This window comes from Amycolatopsis sp. NPDC104819 (genome assembly GCF_055583145.1).
Genome location: NZ_JBVJON010000003.1, coordinates 396,783 through 410,565, shown reverse-complemented (window position 1 = coordinate 410,565; position 13,783 = coordinate 396,783). Strand labels below are relative to the sequence as shown.

The window sequence follows — 13,783 nt, the reverse complement described above, 5'->3', positions numbered from 1 at the left end:
GCCCGGTCCCCGGATCCCGGTGATCGTCCCCCGCCGGAGGGACGGTTCCGTCCCCGCCCGGGGGACTGCTCAGCGAGCCTTCGGGTACCGCGACGGCGTTGTCCCCAAGTACCGCTTGAAGTGCCGCGTCAGGTGCGCCTGGTCGCTGAACCCGGAGGCGACCGCCACTTCGGCGGCCGGCGCGCCGTCGAGCAGCAGCCGGCGTGCGCGGTCGACGCGGCGGCCGGTCAGGTACCGGTGCGGGGGCAGGCCGAACCGCGAACCGAAGCAGCGGACGAGGTACGCGGGGTGCGCGCCGAGCGTCTCGGCGGCTTCGGCCAGCGTCAACGCCTCGGGCAGGCGCGCGTCGAGCAGGTCCCGCAGGTCGTCGGCGAGGCCGCGCTTGGGCTCGTGGGACACCGGCTGCCCGAGGTGGGTGCGCAGCCGGTCGGCGACCAGCACGAGCCGGCTCTCGGCCTCGAGCGCGTCGCCGGCGTCGGCGTCGGCGAGGGACTCGTGGAGCTGGTGGATGCGGGTGCGCAGCAGCCCGTCGGCGACGCTCGGCTGGTCGACCGCCGCGCCGATGAGGTCCTCGCCCAGCACCGACGTGTCCAGGTAGAGCACGCGCTTGCGGAAGCCGTGGCTGGTCGCGGCGCGCCCGTCGTGCGCGACGTTCGGCGGCAGCAGCGTCACGGCCGGCCCGAGCGCGCCGTGGTGGTGGCGGTCGAGGTCGTAGCGGATGACGCCGTCGTCGACGATCAGCAGCGTCCACGTGTCGTGCGTGTGCAGCGGGTAGGCGTGCGTGGTGAAGCGCGCGTGGAAGACCTCGGCGATCCCCGGGACCGCCGGCCGCCAAGCTTCGACGTCCGCCATGTCAAGAACGTACAAGACGCGCCGGTCACCGGCGGGCGAGTCTGTGCGGCATGACTTCCTTCGACACGAAGATCGCCGTCCTGCTGCGGGAAGACCTGGCGTCCTGGCAGCGGCTCAACGTGACCGCGTTCCTGGTGAGCGGGATCGCCCACGTGACGCCGGAGCTGATGGGCGAGCCCTACCGGGACGCCGACGACACCGAGTACCTGCCGATGTTCGGCCAGCCGGTGATGGTCTTTTCGGGGTCCGCGGACGTCCTGACGGCGGCGCACGGCCGCGCGCTGGGCCGCGGCCTGCGGTTTTCGATCTTCACCGACGAGCTGTTCCACACCGGCAACGACGTCGACAACCGCGCGGCGGTGCGCGCGGTGCCGGGGGAGAAGCTGGCGCTGGCCGGCCTGGCGGTGCACGGCCCGAAGAACGCGGTGGACAAGATCCTCAAGGGCGCGTCGCTGCACCGGTGAGCGGGACGCCGGAACGGTTGTCCGGCCCGGCGAAAAGTGGGGAACCGCGCAAACCGGGTGCGTGACCCGCCGCCGGTGCCATCCTTCGAGTCAGCGCCGCGGAGGGCGGCTCTGACTGGGGAGGTTCTCGTGAAATCACTGCACCGAGCCTGCGTGATCGCCGCGGCGACGGCGGCTCTGGGCGTCGCGGTCGTACCGGTCGCTTCGGCGGATCCGGTCCGGACCGTGGACTACACCTCGGACGACGGCGCTTGGCCGATGCGGGGCAGCGCCCACTACGCGTCGCCGGATGCCGAGATCGCCGTCTGGAACCGAGACGGCAGGCTGACGATCGACGTCGACGCGGGTTTCGACTATCTGCGTGTCGAGCTGAGCGCCCCGGCGGGGGAAGCCCTGCACACCGGGACGTACACCGGCGCGCGTTACCGCGATCCGAACCACCCGGCGCTGAGCACACCGGGGTTCTCGGCGGTCACGGCCGGCTTCGGCTGCGGCGACGACTACGCGGACTTCACGATCGACCGCCTCGACGCGACCGGCGTGGACGTCACCTTCGTCCAGCGCTGCGGCAGCCCGGACGGCCCGGCGACCCGCGGCGAGGCCCACTTCACGGCCTGAGCCGCGCCACCGGCGGCAGCGTCCCGGTGGTCACCCAGGCCAGCCAGTCCGCGGGCTCGAACGCGCAGTTCCCGGACCGGACACGGCTCGCGTGCGCGCCGAGCAGCTGCACGGCGCGCCACAGCTCGTCGTCGGCGTCGTGCCGCTCGAACGTGGCCGGGTTCGCGCCCGACCGGCAGAAGACGCCGGTCAGCGAGCTCGTCAGCCGGTCCCGGCGCTGGAGGAACCAGCCGTCGGGATCGGCGGGCGTGCCCTCGCCGCCCCCGTAGACGCGCCACACGACGTCCGGCCCCAGCCGCGTCGCGAGCTCGAGCGCGACGACCGAGCCGAAGCTGCACTGGCGGGCGTACGGCGAGGGCGGCACGGGCCGCGGCTCGGTTCCCAGCGACTTCAGCTCGAAGGCGGCCGCGGTCACCCGGACGAGGTTCGGGGCGAAGAGCTCGACCGTCTCCACCCCGTCGTGGTCCCAGTGCCACGGCTCCTCGAGCGCGTGATCCGGCTCCGGCGGTCCGGCGGCCTCCAGCTCGGCCGGGTCGGCGCTCAGCTCGAAGACCTCGACGACGGAGATCTCACCGGGCACGAGCCGGTACTCCACGTACGTCTCCAGCCGCAGGGTGACCCGGCTGCCGTCCGTGGTGACCGACGTCAGGTGGCCGTCGGCGAAGCGTTCCAGGTTCACGGCGCCGTGGCGTGCACCAGGAACACACTCCGCACGCGGTCCTCGCCGGTCACCGTGAACGTCCGCGCGGACACGTCCACGAACCCGGCCGACGACGCCAGCGCTGCCGCCTCCCTCTCGTCGGTCGGGAACGTGATGTCCTTCGGCACGAACTCCGCGAAAGCCCCCGACGGCTTGAACCGCGCGCCCGACACCACCGAGAACGCCAGCCGCCCGCCCGGCCGCAGCGCGCGCAGCCAGTCCTCGAACGCGACGGCTCCCAGGAAGTGCAAAGACGACGCACACAGCACGACGTCCGCCGACCCGTCCGGCGACGGCATCGGCACCGCCGGCCCGACCTGCCACGTGATCACCCCGGACGGATCCAGCGTGGGCGCCTTCGCCGTCGCGCGAGCGACCATGGCCGGCGACAGATCGACCGCCAGTACGCGAGACGGCTTCAGCCGCAAAGCCGCGTACGCCGCGAAGCCCGTTCCGGTCGCGACGTCCAGCACGAGCCCCGGGCCGGCCGGCAGCGGCGCCACCAGCTCCTCCGCCACCGAAGCGTGGAAGGTGTCTTCGTCGTAGTGCTCGGCCGTGCCGTCGAAGACGGCGGCCCGCGAGTCGTGGTCCACGGACCTCAACCTAGCCGGAGCCACCAGCGGTTTTCAGCGGACGACGCCCCGCGAACCCCAGGTCCGCGCGGTGGTACCAGGCGAGCTCCCGGTCGCCTTCCAGCCAGCACAGCAGCACGTCGGCGCCGTCGAGCTCGGCCGGGAAGTCGACGAGCAGCGGCGCGAACCCCTTGAGCTCGGCGCCGGTGCGCTGGACCGTCGTCATCAGGTCGTCGAGCCGGGCCTGCGCGGCCTTCCACTCGGGCAGCCCGCCCAGCTCGGTGGCCCGGCCGCCCGGCCGAAGCGACGCCGCGAGCTCTGCCGCGTCGGTCCGGACGCGCACCAGTTCGGCGAGGACCGGCCGCAGCCGCGCCAGTTCGTCGCGGGCCTCCGCGACGGTGAACAGTCCCATCCGCCGATGATCCCATCGGCGGGGTTCAGGCCTCGCGCCGCCGCCGGACCAGCGCGTTGGCCAGGCCGCTGCCGACCAGCAGGAAGCCTACGCCGAGCAGCCCGCCGATGAAGAGGAAGTCCATGACGCCGTAGGCGATGTCGCTCTTCGGCATCAGGTTCACCAGCCGGAAGCCCCATTCCGGCATGGCCATCGCGGCGATGCCCGGCAGCACGCCGTAGATCAGCCCGCCCAGGATCGGGCCGACCGCCGACAGCGCCCCGAGCGCGGCGACCACCAGCAGCAGGATCGCGCCGCCGGCGAGCAGCGCGATGCCCAGCGCGTCGCGGTTGGTGCTGAGGGTGGCCTGGATCAGCTGCTGCTGGCGCAGGCCGCCCCAGCTCAGCAGGCCCAGCGCGACGGGGGTGAGCACCAGCCCGCCCAGCGCGCTGACCACGTGCGCGGCGCCCCGTCTCCGCGGCCGCTCGTCGAGCACGTCAGCAGTGTCGTCGTAGTCCTCGTAGTCGTCTTCGTACTCGGTGTACCGATGGGTCGACATGGCCGTCACCTCCCGCATGATGAGTTCACGGGTGGCATCGTGCCCTGGTTCACCGCCGAGCGCGACGATCGCTCGGCGAGCGGTCGGATCGGCTGACCGGCAGGTCATGCCCCGTGATTCGCGCCACAGCGGGCGGGTGGAGACTTGATACCGGCCACTACTGGAACCATCCAGCTCGGTCAAGCAGTACGCTTGTACCGCTACCGGCGAGACTTAAAAGAAGAATGCGAAGATCCGCGGAAGGAGCACCGCTGCTCATGGCCAAGATCAAGGTCCAGGGCACCGTCGTCGAACTCGACGGCGATGAGATGACCCGCATCATCTGGCAGTTCATCAAGGACAAGCTGATCCACCCGTACCTGGACGTGAACCTGGACTACTACGACCTGGGTATCGAGGAGCGGGACCGCACCGACGACCAGGTCACGGTCGACTCCGCGAACGCGATCAAGCGGCACGGCGTGGGCGTCAAGTGCGCCACGATCACCCCGGACGAGGCGCGCGTCGAAGAGTTCGGCCTCAAGAAGATGTGGCTGTCCCCGAACGGGACGATCCGCAACATCCTCGGCGGCGTGATCTTCCGCGAGCCGATCGTCATCCAGAACATCCCGCGGCTGGTGCCGACGTGGACGAAGCCGATCATCATCGGCCGTCACGCGCACGGCGACCAGTACAAGGCGACCAACTTCAAGGTCCCCGGCCCGGGCACGCTGACCGTCAGCTACACCCCGGACGACGGCTCCGAGCCGATGGAGTTCGAGGTCGCGAAGTTCCCCGAGGGCGGCGGCGTCGCGATGGGGATGTACAACTTCAAGAAGTCGATCGAGGACTTCGCGCGCGCCTCGCTCCAGTACGGCCTCGACCGCGGCCTGCCGGTGTACCTCTCCACGAAGAACACGATCCTCAAGGCCTACGACGGCCAGTTCAAGGACGTCTTCGAGGAGATCTTCCAGAACGAGTTCAAGTCCGACTTCGACGCCAAGGGCATCTCCTACGAGCACCGCCTGATCGACGACATGGTCGCCGCGGCGATGAAGTGGGAGGGCGGCTACGTCTGGGCGTGCAAGAACTACGACGGTGACGTCCAGTCCGACACGGTCGCGCAGGGCTTCGGCTCGCTCGGCCTGATGACGTCGGTGCTGCGCACGCCGGACGGCAAGACCGTCGAGGCCGAGGCCGCGCACGGCACGGTCACCCGGCACTACCGCCAGCACCAGCAGGGCAAGCCGACGTCGACGAACCCGATCGCGTCGATCTACGCCTGGACCCGCGGCCTCGAGCACCGCGGCAAGCTGGACGGCAACCAGGAGCTGATCGGCTTCGCGAACAAGCTGGAGCAGGTCGTCGTCGAGACGGTCGAGGCCGGTCAGATGACCAAGGACCTCGCGCTGCTCATCAGCAAGGACCAGCCGTTCCAGACGACCGAGGAGTTCCTCGCGACGCTGGACGACAACCTGGCGAAGAAGATCGCCCAGGGCTGAGCCGGCTCGCGAAAGCCCCCTTCCCGGATGGCCGGGGAGGGGGCTTTTGCGTACTCACGGGGAGTAATGGCACTGGCGCCTCCGGGTGGTTGCGGCGTCCGGCGCTGTCCGACCGGGTAAAGGATTGCCTACCCTTGGGAGCGGGACGGGGCCACGCGGTTGGAGGAAGGCATGTCGAAGAAGACTCTGCTCATCTTGGGCGCCATCGTCCTGGTCGTCATCGTCTACGTGATGAACACGGACAAGCAGGCTTCGGGAGCTTCGGCGACCGGCTGCAAGGTGACCGTGACCGCGGACGTCCTCAACGCCCGCGAGACGGCCGACGGCAACGCGAAGGTCGTCGGCAAATACCTGCGCGACGCCTCGTTCGACGCGCTCCCGGGAGTCCAGAACGGCTTCCGCAAGGTCGCCGACGACAAGTGGGTGGCGGCCGCGTTCACCCAGCCCGTCGCGGGCTCCACCTGCTGAGCCGTCACACGCCGAGGAGGTCGGCCGCGAGCGTGACCACGCCGAACGCCGCGGCCGACAGTCCCAGCGTCCGAGCGCGCTTGCGGTCACGCTTCGCCGCCTCGCGCCAGTAGAGGCCGATGCCGATCGCGAGCATCAGCAGTTCGACGACGGCCGACACGGCGGGCAGCCGCCAGAGCCCGAAGCCGAACGTCGGCAGGTCGCCCGCGTTGCCGGGCAGGATCGGCAGGTCGGCGCGGTGCACGACGAGGTCGAGCAGCCAGTGCGAGAAGACGACGCCGCCGAGGATGAGCCCGGCTTCTCGGCCGAGCCAGTGGGCCGCGACGGCGCCGAAGAGGGCGGCTAGGACGAGCGCGCCGACGAGGGAGTGCGTGTAGTCGGCGTGGATGACGCCGCCGCCGTAACCCGCGCCGTCGACGGTCTCGATGCCGCTGAGGTACAGCGGAACGAAGACGACGTCGAGCCAGGCCGTGGCCAGCATGAGCGTCCAGATCGGGATGGCCGGCCGCCCCGCCTTGACGGCGACGGCCAGCCCGAAGTGCCCGGCGATCATCTGCGTGCCTCCGTCCAGGGGAAGCGGGCGTCGAGCACGCCGAGCCCGACGGTGAAGAGGAGGACGGCGAGGATGAAGCTCATGGTTTCTCCGCGTAGTTCGTGAGGCCTTGGACGAGCATGGTTTTGAGGACTTCGAAGCTCTGGTCGACGTCTTCGGGGCGCCCGAACCCGCCGGACGCTTCGAGCCCGGCAAAGCCGTGGACGGCCGCCCGGATGCAGCGGGTCGCGTGCACGGCCCGCTCGTGCTCGAAGCCGAACGGCCTGAGCACGGCGAAGACGACCTCCGCGACAGCGTGGGTGGCGGTGCTGAGCTCGGTGTCGGTTTCGTCCGGGGCGGTGGCGAGGGCGTTGGTGCGGTGCGGGTGGCGCCGCAGGTAGTCGCGGTAGGTGTCGGCGAGGGCGCTGATCGCCGCCGCGCCTTCGCGCCCGGTGGCGGCGGTTCTGAGTGCGTCGGCCATCTCCTGGACGACTCTGAGGTCGATGAGCCGGCGCAGGTCGGCGAGGTTTTTGACGTGCTTGTAGAGCGAGGGCGCGGCCACTCCGGCGCGTGCGGCGACCTTGGCGAGGGTGAGGGCGCCGGGGCTTTCGTCGTCGACGATCTCGAGGGCCAGGGTGACCACCGCCGGGGTGGTCAGCCCTGCTCTAGGGGACATCGGGTTGGCTACTTGGCATAGCTTTGAAGCTAATAGTCGTAGCTTTTGGTGTCAAGGAGGCTTTTTTGTCGGTGGTCGCTGATAGAACTTGGTGCGTCGGAAAACGCAGGTGAGCGGAGGTGTGGGGACGTCCTGGGGTGGGCGACAACTGAATGCGGCACGGGCTGAGGCGAGGTGTCCGCGGGGTCTCCAGGGGGAGTTCCGCGGGCGCGAGGGCCTGAGGGCGTGCGGCTTGGCGGCGGCCGGAGGAGTGGAGCCCGGGGACCGCGCTCGGACGGGGGTCGGGGCGCGGCGGTGAGATTCCTTCGGTCTGCCGGAGAGCGGGTGGGGAAGCTGAGGTCGGGGTTTCGGCGGGTCGCGCCCGGGCAATGAGCGAGCGCGAAGGCGAGACTCTTCCGCACTCAGCTGCCGAGACCGCGGCGGACGCGAGCCCAGGGCTCCTCGGCGCCTGGCCGGGGCGGGGGGCGGCGGCGCCATCAGGGCCGACGGACTCGTCGGCGCGGGCTCGGCATCAGCGCTGCGAAGTTCCGCCGGTCGCCGAGGAGCTGACGGCCTGGTCGGGCACCGGGTACGCCGCGCGCGGCCGCCGGCGGACCGAGGTCGGCTGCGTGAGCGAGCTTCCCGGCGGTGCCCGAGCGGGCGCATGCCCTGGCACAGCGGGTGCAACCCGCGCGACCCGGCCGTCAGAGCGCGACCGTCAGGTCCTCTTCGGCGACCAACACCTCACCGCCGAACTCGGCACGCGCCTCGGCAGCCGCCGCGGCCCGGTCGGTTCCCGGCCAGAAGTGGGTCAGCATGAGCCGGCGCGCGCCAGCACGCTCCGCCCAATGGCCCGCCTCTGCGGCGGTCATCAGGAACCGCGGCTCTCCCTCTGCCGGTGGGGTGCGGAGGGTGGCATCGCAGATGACCAGGTCCGCGTCACGGCCGAGGTCCGCCAACACAGGCGACGGTCCCGTGTCCCCGGTGTACGCCACCGTGAGCCCCGGCGCGCTCAGGCGCACGCCGAAGTTCGGCACGAAGTGCGGCAGCGAGTACGCCGTGAGCCGGAACGGGCCGAGGTCGCCCGGTGAGCCGAGGTCGTGGACCTCGAACACCTCCGTCGGGTGCGGCCGCGGCTCCATCGCGGCCAGCCGCCGGACGGTGCCGGGCGTGCAGTGCAGCGGCATCTTCGGCGGCGACGGCTCCGCGTAGTACCAGGCCCGCCCGAGCGCGCTCACGTCCGCGCAGTGGTCGGGGTGCTCGTGCGTCACCACCACGGCGTCGGGCAGCCCGTGTGCGAGCAGGCGCGACGCCGCGCCGTACCCGAGGTCGAGGACGACGCGGAACCCGTTGTGCGACAACAGGAACCCGGCGCACGCACGCCCGGGCTCCGGGAACGCGCCGCAACTGCCGAGGACCGTCAGCTCACCCATGCCCGGCAGTCTGGCAGAGCGGCCACCGGGTAGCGTGGCCCGCGTGCTGACCGTCTCCACCGTGAACGTCAACGGCCTCCGCGCCGCCGCCAAGAAGGGCTTCGTCGAGTGGCTCGCCGCCACGAAGGCGGACGTCGTCTGCTGCCAGGAAGTGCGCGCCACGGCGGAGCAGCTTCCCGCCGACGTCGTCGCCCCCGAAGGCTGGTTCGCCGTGCACGCCCCTAGTGCCGTCAAGGGCCGCAACGGGGTCGCCGTCTACAGCCGCGTCGAGCCCGAAGAGGTCCGGATCGGCTTCGGGGAGCCCGAGTTCGAGGACAGCGGGCGCTACCTCGAAGTTCACCTGCCGAACGTCGTCGTGGCGAGCCTCTACCTGCCCAGCGGTGACGTCGGCACCGAACGCCAGGACGAGAAGGAACGCTTCATGGCCGCGTTCCTCCCGTACCTCGTCGAGCTGCGCGCGAAGGCCGCCGCGGCCGGCCGTGAGGTCGTCGTGGTCGGGGACTGGAACATCGCCTACGACAACGCCGACCTCAAGAACTGGCGCGGCAACCGCAAGAACTCCGGCTTCCTGCCCGAAGAGCGCGAATGGCTCGGCCGCGTCTACACCGAGGCGGGCTTCACGGACGTCCAGCGCCGCCTCGACCCCGAAGGCCCCGGCCCCTACACCTGGTGGTCCTACCGCGGCCAGGCCTTCGACAACGACTCCGGCTGGCGCATCGACTGCCAGCTCGCGACCCCCGGCCTCGCCGAGAAGGTCGTCGACGTCGTGGTCGAGCGCGCCGCCGCCTACGACCAGCGCTGGTCCGACCACGCGCCGGTCACCGCCACCTACGACATCTAGGCCGCGCGGGCGGCGCGCCAGGCCGCGCTGTCCACGAAGTGGTTGTCGAACCGGTCCTGCGACGCCAGGATCTCCGCCGGCGACGCCTCGCCGCGCCGGATCCGGTCGATCATCCGAAAGTACTCGAAGCGCTCGACGCCGGGTGTGAACACGATCAGCACGTCCGCACCCGACCGCGACGTCGCGCCGAAGGCGTGGGTCGTGTGCGGCGGCACGAACAGCATGTCGCCGGTTCGCACCGTCACGACCTCCTCGCCGTTCAGCACCTCCAGCTCGCCGTCGAGCATGAAGAACATCTCCGCCGACGACGTGTGGAAGTGCGGCGTCGCGCCGTCGTGCCCGCGGCCCAGGCAGGCGCGGTTCGTGCTCAGATGGCCGCCGGTCTGGGAGACGTCGGCGAGCAGGGTCATCGTGTCGGGGGTCGAGCCGAGCTGCTCGGCTTCGTCGTTGCGCACCAGCAAAGTTGTCATGCCCGAGATGGTTCCACGGCTGATAGTTCGCTGTCAAACTATCCGGCATCGAATAGACTGCCGGGGTGACTGACGAAGACGCCGTCGACGCCGTGGTGTCGGCCTGGGCCCGTGAACGCCCCGACCTCGATCTGACCGCCATCGGCGTGGCCGGCCGGCTCGGGCGGCTGAGCCTGGTGCTCGGGCCTGCCCAGGAGCGCGTCTTCGGCAAGTTCGGCCTGCAACGCGGGGAGTTCGACGTCCTGGCCGCGCTGCGCCGCTCGGGCCCGCCCTACACGCTGATCCCGTCCGAGCTGTCGGCGACGCTGATGATGTCCCGCGCCGGCATGACCAGCCGTCTCGACCGGCTGGAGAACGCCGGGTTCGTCGAGCGCACGCTCGACCCGAACGACCGCCGCAGCTTCCACATCCGCTTGACGGACCAGGGTTTCGAGGTGGTCGACGCGGCGATGACCGAGCACACGGCGAACGTCACCGAGCTGCTCTCTTCCTTGCGTGCCAAGGAACTCGGGCTGCTCGACGACGTCCTGCGCAAGCTGCTCCGCGAGTACGACACGCCCTGACGCGCAAGAAGGGCCTCCCCGGAAACCGGGAAGGCCCTTCTCGCCGCGCCTGGCTCAGCAGGACAGGTTGGCGCCCGTCGGCACCCCGAGGATCCCGGTGATCTGCGTGTACTTGTCGATCCGGCTCTGCACCTGGGCGGGGTTGCCGCCGTTGCACTCGATCGAGCCGTTGATACTGCGGATGGTCTCGCCGAAGCCGCGCTGGTTCACCATCGCGTCGTGCGGCGTCATCGTGCCCGGGCCGGTCTGGGTGTTCCAGTACCAGAGCCCGGTCTTCCACGCGACGGCCGAGTCCTGCTCGACCAGGTACGGGTTGTTGAGCAGGTCGATGCCGAGGTTGTCGCCGGCGGCCTTGTAGTTGAAGTTCCAGCTCAGCTGGATCGGCCCGCGCCCGTAGTACGCGGCCTGGCCGGCCGGGCAGCCGTAGGACTGGCTCGCGTCGCAGTAGTGCGGGTAGTTCGCGGTGTTCTGCTCGACGATGTAGACGAGACCGCCGGTCTCGTGGTTGACGTTGGCCAGGAACGCCGCGGCTTCCTGCTTCTTCACGGTGTCGTCGCCGGTGTTGGCGAAGCCGGGGTACGCGTCGAGGGCCGCCGTCAGCCCGCTGTAGCTGTAGAAGCTGTTGCGGCTCGGGAAGATCTGGTTGAACTGGTCTTCGCTGACGACGAAGGACGCCGCCGAAGCGGTCGCGGCGGGGAGCACGAGGGCGCCGGCGACGGCCGCCAGCGCGGTCACCGCGACTCCGACGCGCTTCAAGAACCGGGGGATCGACATTCAGACTCCTCTTGGTCACGCCGGTCGTGCGCGGTCCGACCGAGCCGAATGGGCTACTCCAAGAGGTATAGACCAATCACTATCGAGTTAAAAGTTTTCCGAATAAGACGACGCGATCGGACCAGCGGTAACTGCACCGAACGGCAGAGGGTGAAGCGATCTTGCGATGAACGGGTGACGAACGGCCGGACACGAATCGGTCACTCTCTACTTTTAGTATGAGCGTTCCGCCTTCCGCAACACCCACTCGGGTGGCGGGCTGAACCATGGGGGTGCCCGGATCGTGTTCTCGGTTGGGGGCTAGTCTCGGCCCCCGAATCGATCGGTACCGACAGGTCTTGACACGCTCGGTAGTTTTTTGACCAGTAGCACGCAGTGTCTCACTCGGATGGGTGAGGCTTTGGGTGAGTACACTGCGCTCGTCACTCGCGGGAGGCACTCCGGTGCGCAACCCAGGTCAAACCCTGATGCGGTCCACGCTGCGCGGGCTCCGCGCGGCCGTCGTGGTCGCGCTGGTCCCGACCGGCCTGCTCCTGGCCGGCGGAGCGACCGCGTTCGCCGACGTCACGACGACCGCTCAGGCGGACACCAACACGGAGAGCTTCGGCGTGCTTGGGCCGGTCGGGCTGGTCGCCGTCGCGCTCGGCATCGTCGGCATGACGCTGGGTGTGCTGCGCCAGCGCCGCAAGGCCCGCGTCGCCGAGGCCGCCCCGGCCGTGCCGGAAGCCCCGGGCCCGGTCACCGCGATGGCCGAAGCCGTCCTCGGCGAGCCCGACGCGACGCCGACGCGCCCGTTCCTCACCCAGCGCCCGCACGCCTGAGGGCCCTCGGCGCCCGTCGCGCGTCCCGACCTGAAAGAATCCTGACGTGTCCGAAGAGCAGACCGTCGCAGCAGAGCGCCGCCCGCGTGTCCTGTCCGGGATCCAGCCGACCGCCGACTCGTTCCACCTCGGCAACTACCTCGGCGCGCTGCGCCAGTGGGTGCGGATGCAGGACACGCACGAGACGTTCTACTGCGTGGTCGACCTGCACGCCATCACGGTCGAGCAGGACCCGAAGGTGCTGCGGCAGCGCACCCGCGTCTCGGCCGCGCAGCTGCTGGCCATCGGCATCGACCCGGGCCGCAGCGCGCTGTTCGTGCAGAGCCACGTGCCGGAGCACGCGCAGCTGAGCTGGGTCCTGGAGTGCCAGACCGGCTTCGGCGAGGCCGGCCGGATGACGCAGTTCAAGGACAAGTCCGCGAAGCAGGGTTCGGACCGCTCCAGCGTCGGGCTGTTCACGTACCCGATCCTGCAGGCCGCGGACATCCTGCTCTACCAGGCCGACGCGGTCCCGGTCGGCGAGGACCAGCGCCAGCACCTGGAGCTGACGCGCGACCTCGCGCAGCGCTTCAACAACCGGCTGGGCAAGACGTTCGTGGTGCCCGAGCCGTACATCATCAAGGACACGGCGAAGATCTACGACCTGCAGGACCCGACGAGCAAGATGAGCAAGTCGGCCTCCACGGCGAACGGCCTGGTGGAGCTGCTCGAAGACCCGAAGCGCTCGGCGAAGAAGATCCGCTCGGCGGTCACCGACACCGGCCGCGAGGTGGTGTTCGACGCCGAGAACAAGGCGGGCGTCTCGAACCTGCTGACGATCTACTCGGCCCTGACCGAGCGGACGATCCCGGACCTCGAAGCCGCGTATGAAGGCAAGGGCTACGGCGACCTGAAGAAGGACCTCGGCGAGGTGTTCGTCGAGTGGGTGACGCCGATCCAGGACCGGGTCAAGTCCTATTTGGACGATGTGGCCGAGCTGGACAAGGTGCTGGCGGCGGGCGCCGAGCGCGCCCGCGAGGTGGCGTCGAGGACGTTGGCCAAGACGTACCAGCGAATCGGGTTCCTGCCGCCGGCGCGGTGAAGCTGGTCCTGCTGAGCGGCTGGTCCAGTGGGGAGTATTCGACTCTGCCCGCGCGAGGCCCCACCCCCGCCCTCTCCTGGGGGGCTGCCCATGTCCAGTTTATCGGTGCCTGCCGACAATCGGCGGTTTAGCGGCTGGCGCAAGCCTGGTTGTCCACAAGTGCCGAGGGCTGTGGAGAACCCTGCGGGCCCTGGTCGGGACGCAGGTGCAGGCGCCGCCGAGCGGCTCAAAGCCCTGGCCGCCGAGACCGGCGCGAGCTTCCACGAGATCGTGCTCCTGCCCAGCCTCGTGGTGACTCGCCGACGGTTCGCGGAGCGCGGTTCGTCGGAGGTCGAGACGGCGGAGCCGCTCACGGAGAAGGACCTGAAAGCGGCGTACGACCGAGTAGCCGAGTACGCGGCGACGCGCCCCCATGCGGTGATCCTGCGCGACGAAGACGCTTACGCGGGGTTGCTCGCCTCCCTCACGTGAGCCGCTCGCGTTGCGGGAGTCACCCGGCGTGGTTAGC

The 13,783-nt window shown here is 70.3% G+C and carries 19 protein-coding genes; 9 read left to right on the top strand and 10 right to left on the bottom strand.

Annotation, left to right across the window (positions count from 1 at the left end):
* Positions 1-69 precede the first annotated feature (69 nt).
* Positions 70-852, bottom strand: coding sequence for a helix-turn-helix transcriptional regulator (locus ACZ63E_RS11105; protein ID WP_465335852.1), 783 nt, complete (start codon positions 850-852; stop codon positions 70-72).
* Between the two features lie 50 nt (positions 853-902).
* On the opposite strand from ACZ63E_RS11105, the gene ACZ63E_RS11100 reads away from it, so the two are divergent.
* Together ACZ63E_RS11100 and ACZ63E_RS11095 are read left to right on the top strand one after the other, a co-directional pair.
* On the top strand, positions 903-1,316 hold the full coding sequence (locus tag ACZ63E_RS11100) for a DUF2000 family protein (RefSeq protein ID WP_465308902.1): 414 nt from the start codon (positions 903-905) through the stop codon (positions 1,314-1,316).
* Between the two features lie 129 nt (positions 1,317-1,445).
* A complete protein-coding gene (locus tag ACZ63E_RS11095; RefSeq protein WP_465335851.1) occupies positions 1,446-1,934 on the top strand; it encodes a hypothetical protein in 489 nt (162 codons plus the stop codon).
* Here ACZ63E_RS11095 and ACZ63E_RS11090 read toward each other — a convergent pair.
* From ACZ63E_RS11090 to ACZ63E_RS11075, 4 genes are read right to left on the bottom strand one after another with little or no spacing between them, the layout of a single operon-like run.
* Positions 1,924-2,613, bottom strand: a complete 690-nt coding sequence (locus tag ACZ63E_RS11090) for a hypothetical protein (protein WP_465335850.1) — start codon at positions 2,611-2,613, stop codon at positions 1,924-1,926. The two genes, ACZ63E_RS11095 and ACZ63E_RS11090, sit on opposite strands and share 11 nt — an antisense overlap.
* Positions 2,610-3,227: a class I SAM-dependent methyltransferase gene (locus ACZ63E_RS11085; RefSeq protein ID WP_465335849.1), complete on the bottom strand. Its 618-nt coding sequence runs from the start codon at positions 3,225-3,227 to the stop codon at positions 2,610-2,612. The genes ACZ63E_RS11090 and ACZ63E_RS11085 overlap by 4 nt, the downstream gene beginning before the upstream one ends.
* Positions 3,228-3,237: 10 nt before the next feature.
* Complete coding sequence (locus tag ACZ63E_RS11080; RefSeq protein ID WP_465335848.1) at positions 3,238-3,618, bottom strand: DUF2203 domain-containing protein; 381 nt, start codon at positions 3,616-3,618, stop codon at positions 3,238-3,240.
* 25 nt (positions 3,619-3,643) lie between these two features.
* On the bottom strand, positions 3,644-4,156 hold the full coding sequence (locus ACZ63E_RS11075) for a hypothetical protein (RefSeq protein ID WP_465335847.1): 513 nt from the start codon (positions 4,154-4,156) through the stop codon (positions 3,644-3,646).
* 257 nt (positions 4,157-4,413) lie between these two features.
* On the opposite strand from ACZ63E_RS11075, the gene ACZ63E_RS11070 reads away from it, so the two are divergent.
* Both ACZ63E_RS11070 and ACZ63E_RS11065 read left to right on the top strand, forming a co-directional pair.
* Complete coding sequence (locus tag ACZ63E_RS11070; protein WP_465308914.1) at positions 4,414-5,637, top strand: NADP-dependent isocitrate dehydrogenase; 1,224 nt, start codon at positions 4,414-4,416, stop codon at positions 5,635-5,637.
* 171 nt (positions 5,638-5,808) lie between these two features.
* Positions 5,809-6,105: an SH3 domain-containing protein gene (locus tag ACZ63E_RS11065; RefSeq protein WP_465308916.1), complete on the top strand. Its 297-nt coding sequence runs from the start codon at positions 5,809-5,811 to the stop codon at positions 6,103-6,105.
* Between the two features lie 4 nt (positions 6,106-6,109).
* On the opposite strand, the gene ACZ63E_RS11060 is transcribed toward ACZ63E_RS11065, so the two are convergent.
* The 3 genes from ACZ63E_RS11060 to ACZ63E_RS11050 all read right to left on the bottom strand — a co-directional run bounded on the left by ACZ63E_RS11060 (position 6,110) and on the right by ACZ63E_RS11050 (position 8,725).
* Positions 6,110-6,658, bottom strand: a complete 549-nt coding sequence (locus ACZ63E_RS11060; protein ID WP_465335846.1) for a permease — start codon at positions 6,656-6,658, stop codon at positions 6,110-6,112.
* 79 nt (positions 6,659-6,737) lie between these two features.
* Complete coding sequence (locus tag ACZ63E_RS11055) at positions 6,738-7,313, bottom strand: TetR/AcrR family transcriptional regulator (RefSeq protein WP_465335845.1); 576 nt, start codon at positions 7,311-7,313, stop codon at positions 6,738-6,740.
* Between the two features lie 683 nt (positions 7,314-7,996).
* Positions 7,997-8,725, bottom strand: coding sequence for an MBL fold metallo-hydrolase (locus ACZ63E_RS11050; protein WP_465335844.1), 729 nt, complete (start codon positions 8,723-8,725; stop codon positions 7,997-7,999).
* Between ACZ63E_RS11050 and ACZ63E_RS11045 the strand changes: the two genes are divergently transcribed.
* Positions 8,724-9,566, top strand: coding sequence for an exodeoxyribonuclease III (locus ACZ63E_RS11045; protein ID WP_465335843.1), 843 nt, complete (start codon positions 8,724-8,726; stop codon positions 9,564-9,566). The genes ACZ63E_RS11050 and ACZ63E_RS11045 overlap by 2 nt on opposite strands.
* Here the strand turns inward: ACZ63E_RS11045 and ACZ63E_RS11040 are convergent.
* On the bottom strand, positions 9,563-10,036 hold the full coding sequence (locus ACZ63E_RS11040; protein WP_465335842.1) for a cupin domain-containing protein: 474 nt from the start codon (positions 10,034-10,036) through the stop codon (positions 9,563-9,565). The genes ACZ63E_RS11045 and ACZ63E_RS11040 overlap by 4 nt on opposite strands.
* A gap of 65 nt (positions 10,037-10,101) precedes the next feature.
* Here ACZ63E_RS11040 and ACZ63E_RS11035 point away from each other — a divergent pair, with 65 nt between their 5' ends.
* On the top strand, positions 10,102-10,599 hold the full coding sequence (locus ACZ63E_RS11035; RefSeq protein WP_465308926.1) for a MarR family winged helix-turn-helix transcriptional regulator: 498 nt from the start codon (positions 10,102-10,104) through the stop codon (positions 10,597-10,599).
* Between the two features lie 54 nt (positions 10,600-10,653).
* Here ACZ63E_RS11035 and ACZ63E_RS11030 read toward each other — a convergent pair whose 3' ends face one another.
* A complete protein-coding gene (locus tag ACZ63E_RS11030) occupies positions 10,654-11,373 on the bottom strand; it encodes a chitinase (protein ID WP_465308928.1) in 720 nt (239 codons plus the stop codon).
* A 467-nt stretch (positions 11,374-11,840) separates the two neighbouring features.
* Here ACZ63E_RS11030 and ACZ63E_RS11025 point away from each other — a divergent pair, with 467 nt between their 5' ends.
* From ACZ63E_RS11025 to ACZ63E_RS11015, 3 genes are all read left to right on the top strand, one after another.
* Positions 11,841-12,194 (top strand): hypothetical protein, encoded by a 354-nt coding sequence (locus ACZ63E_RS11025; RefSeq protein ID WP_465335841.1) that lies wholly within the window; start codon positions 11,841-11,843, stop codon positions 12,192-12,194.
* A gap of 46 nt (positions 12,195-12,240) precedes the next feature.
* Positions 12,241-13,275 (top strand): tryptophan--tRNA ligase, encoded by a 1,035-nt coding sequence (gene trpS / locus ACZ63E_RS11020; RefSeq protein ID WP_465308932.1) that lies wholly within the window; start codon positions 12,241-12,243, stop codon positions 13,273-13,275.
* 171 nt (positions 13,276-13,446) lie between these two features.
* Complete coding sequence (locus tag ACZ63E_RS11015; RefSeq protein WP_465335840.1) at positions 13,447-13,746, top strand: hypothetical protein; 300 nt, start codon at positions 13,447-13,449, stop codon at positions 13,744-13,746.
* Positions 13,747-13,783 lie beyond the last annotated feature (37 nt).

Excerpts from the sequence above, each read along its gene's own strand:
- ACZ63E_RS11105 (WP_465335852.1), bottom strand. The coding sequence starts at position 852 with ATGGCGGACGTCGAAGCTTGGCGGCCGGCGGTCCCGGGGATCGCCGAG.
- ACZ63E_RS11100 (WP_465308902.1), top strand. The coding sequence starts at position 903 with ATGACTTCCTTCGACACGAAGATCGCCGTCCTGCTGCGGGAAGACCTG.
- ACZ63E_RS11080 (WP_465335848.1), bottom strand. The coding sequence starts at position 3,618 with ATGGGACTGTTCACCGTCGCGGAGGCCCGCGACGAACTGGCGCGGCTG.
- ACZ63E_RS11075 (WP_465335847.1), bottom strand. The coding sequence starts at position 4,156 with ATGTCGACCCATCGGTACACCGAGTACGAAGACGACTACGAGGACTAC.
- ACZ63E_RS11070 (WP_465308914.1), top strand. The coding sequence starts at position 4,414 with ATGGCCAAGATCAAGGTCCAGGGCACCGTCGTCGAACTCGACGGCGAT.
- ACZ63E_RS11065 (WP_465308916.1), top strand. The coding sequence starts at position 5,809 with ATGTCGAAGAAGACTCTGCTCATCTTGGGCGCCATCGTCCTGGTCGTC.
- ACZ63E_RS11060 (WP_465335846.1), bottom strand. The coding sequence starts at position 6,658 with ATGATCGCCGGGCACTTCGGGCTGGCCGTCGCCGTCAAGGCGGGGCGG.
- ACZ63E_RS11055 (WP_465335845.1), bottom strand. The coding sequence starts at position 7,313 with ATGTCCCCTAGAGCAGGGCTGACCACCCCGGCGGTGGTCACCCTGGCC.
- ACZ63E_RS11045 (WP_465335843.1), top strand. The coding sequence starts at position 8,724 with ATGCCCGGCAGTCTGGCAGAGCGGCCACCGGGTAGCGTGGCCCGCGTG.
- ACZ63E_RS11050 (WP_465335844.1), bottom strand. The coding sequence starts at position 8,725 with ATGGGTGAGCTGACGGTCCTCGGCAGTTGCGGCGCGTTCCCGGAGCCC.
- ACZ63E_RS11040 (WP_465335842.1), bottom strand. The coding sequence starts at position 10,036 with ATGACAACTTTGCTGGTGCGCAACGACGAAGCCGAGCAGCTCGGCTCG.
- ACZ63E_RS11030 (WP_465308928.1), bottom strand. The coding sequence starts at position 11,373 with ATGTCGATCCCCCGGTTCTTGAAGCGCGTCGGAGTCGCGGTGACCGCG.
- ACZ63E_RS11025 (WP_465335841.1), top strand. The coding sequence starts at position 11,841 with ATGCGGTCCACGCTGCGCGGGCTCCGCGCGGCCGTCGTGGTCGCGCTG.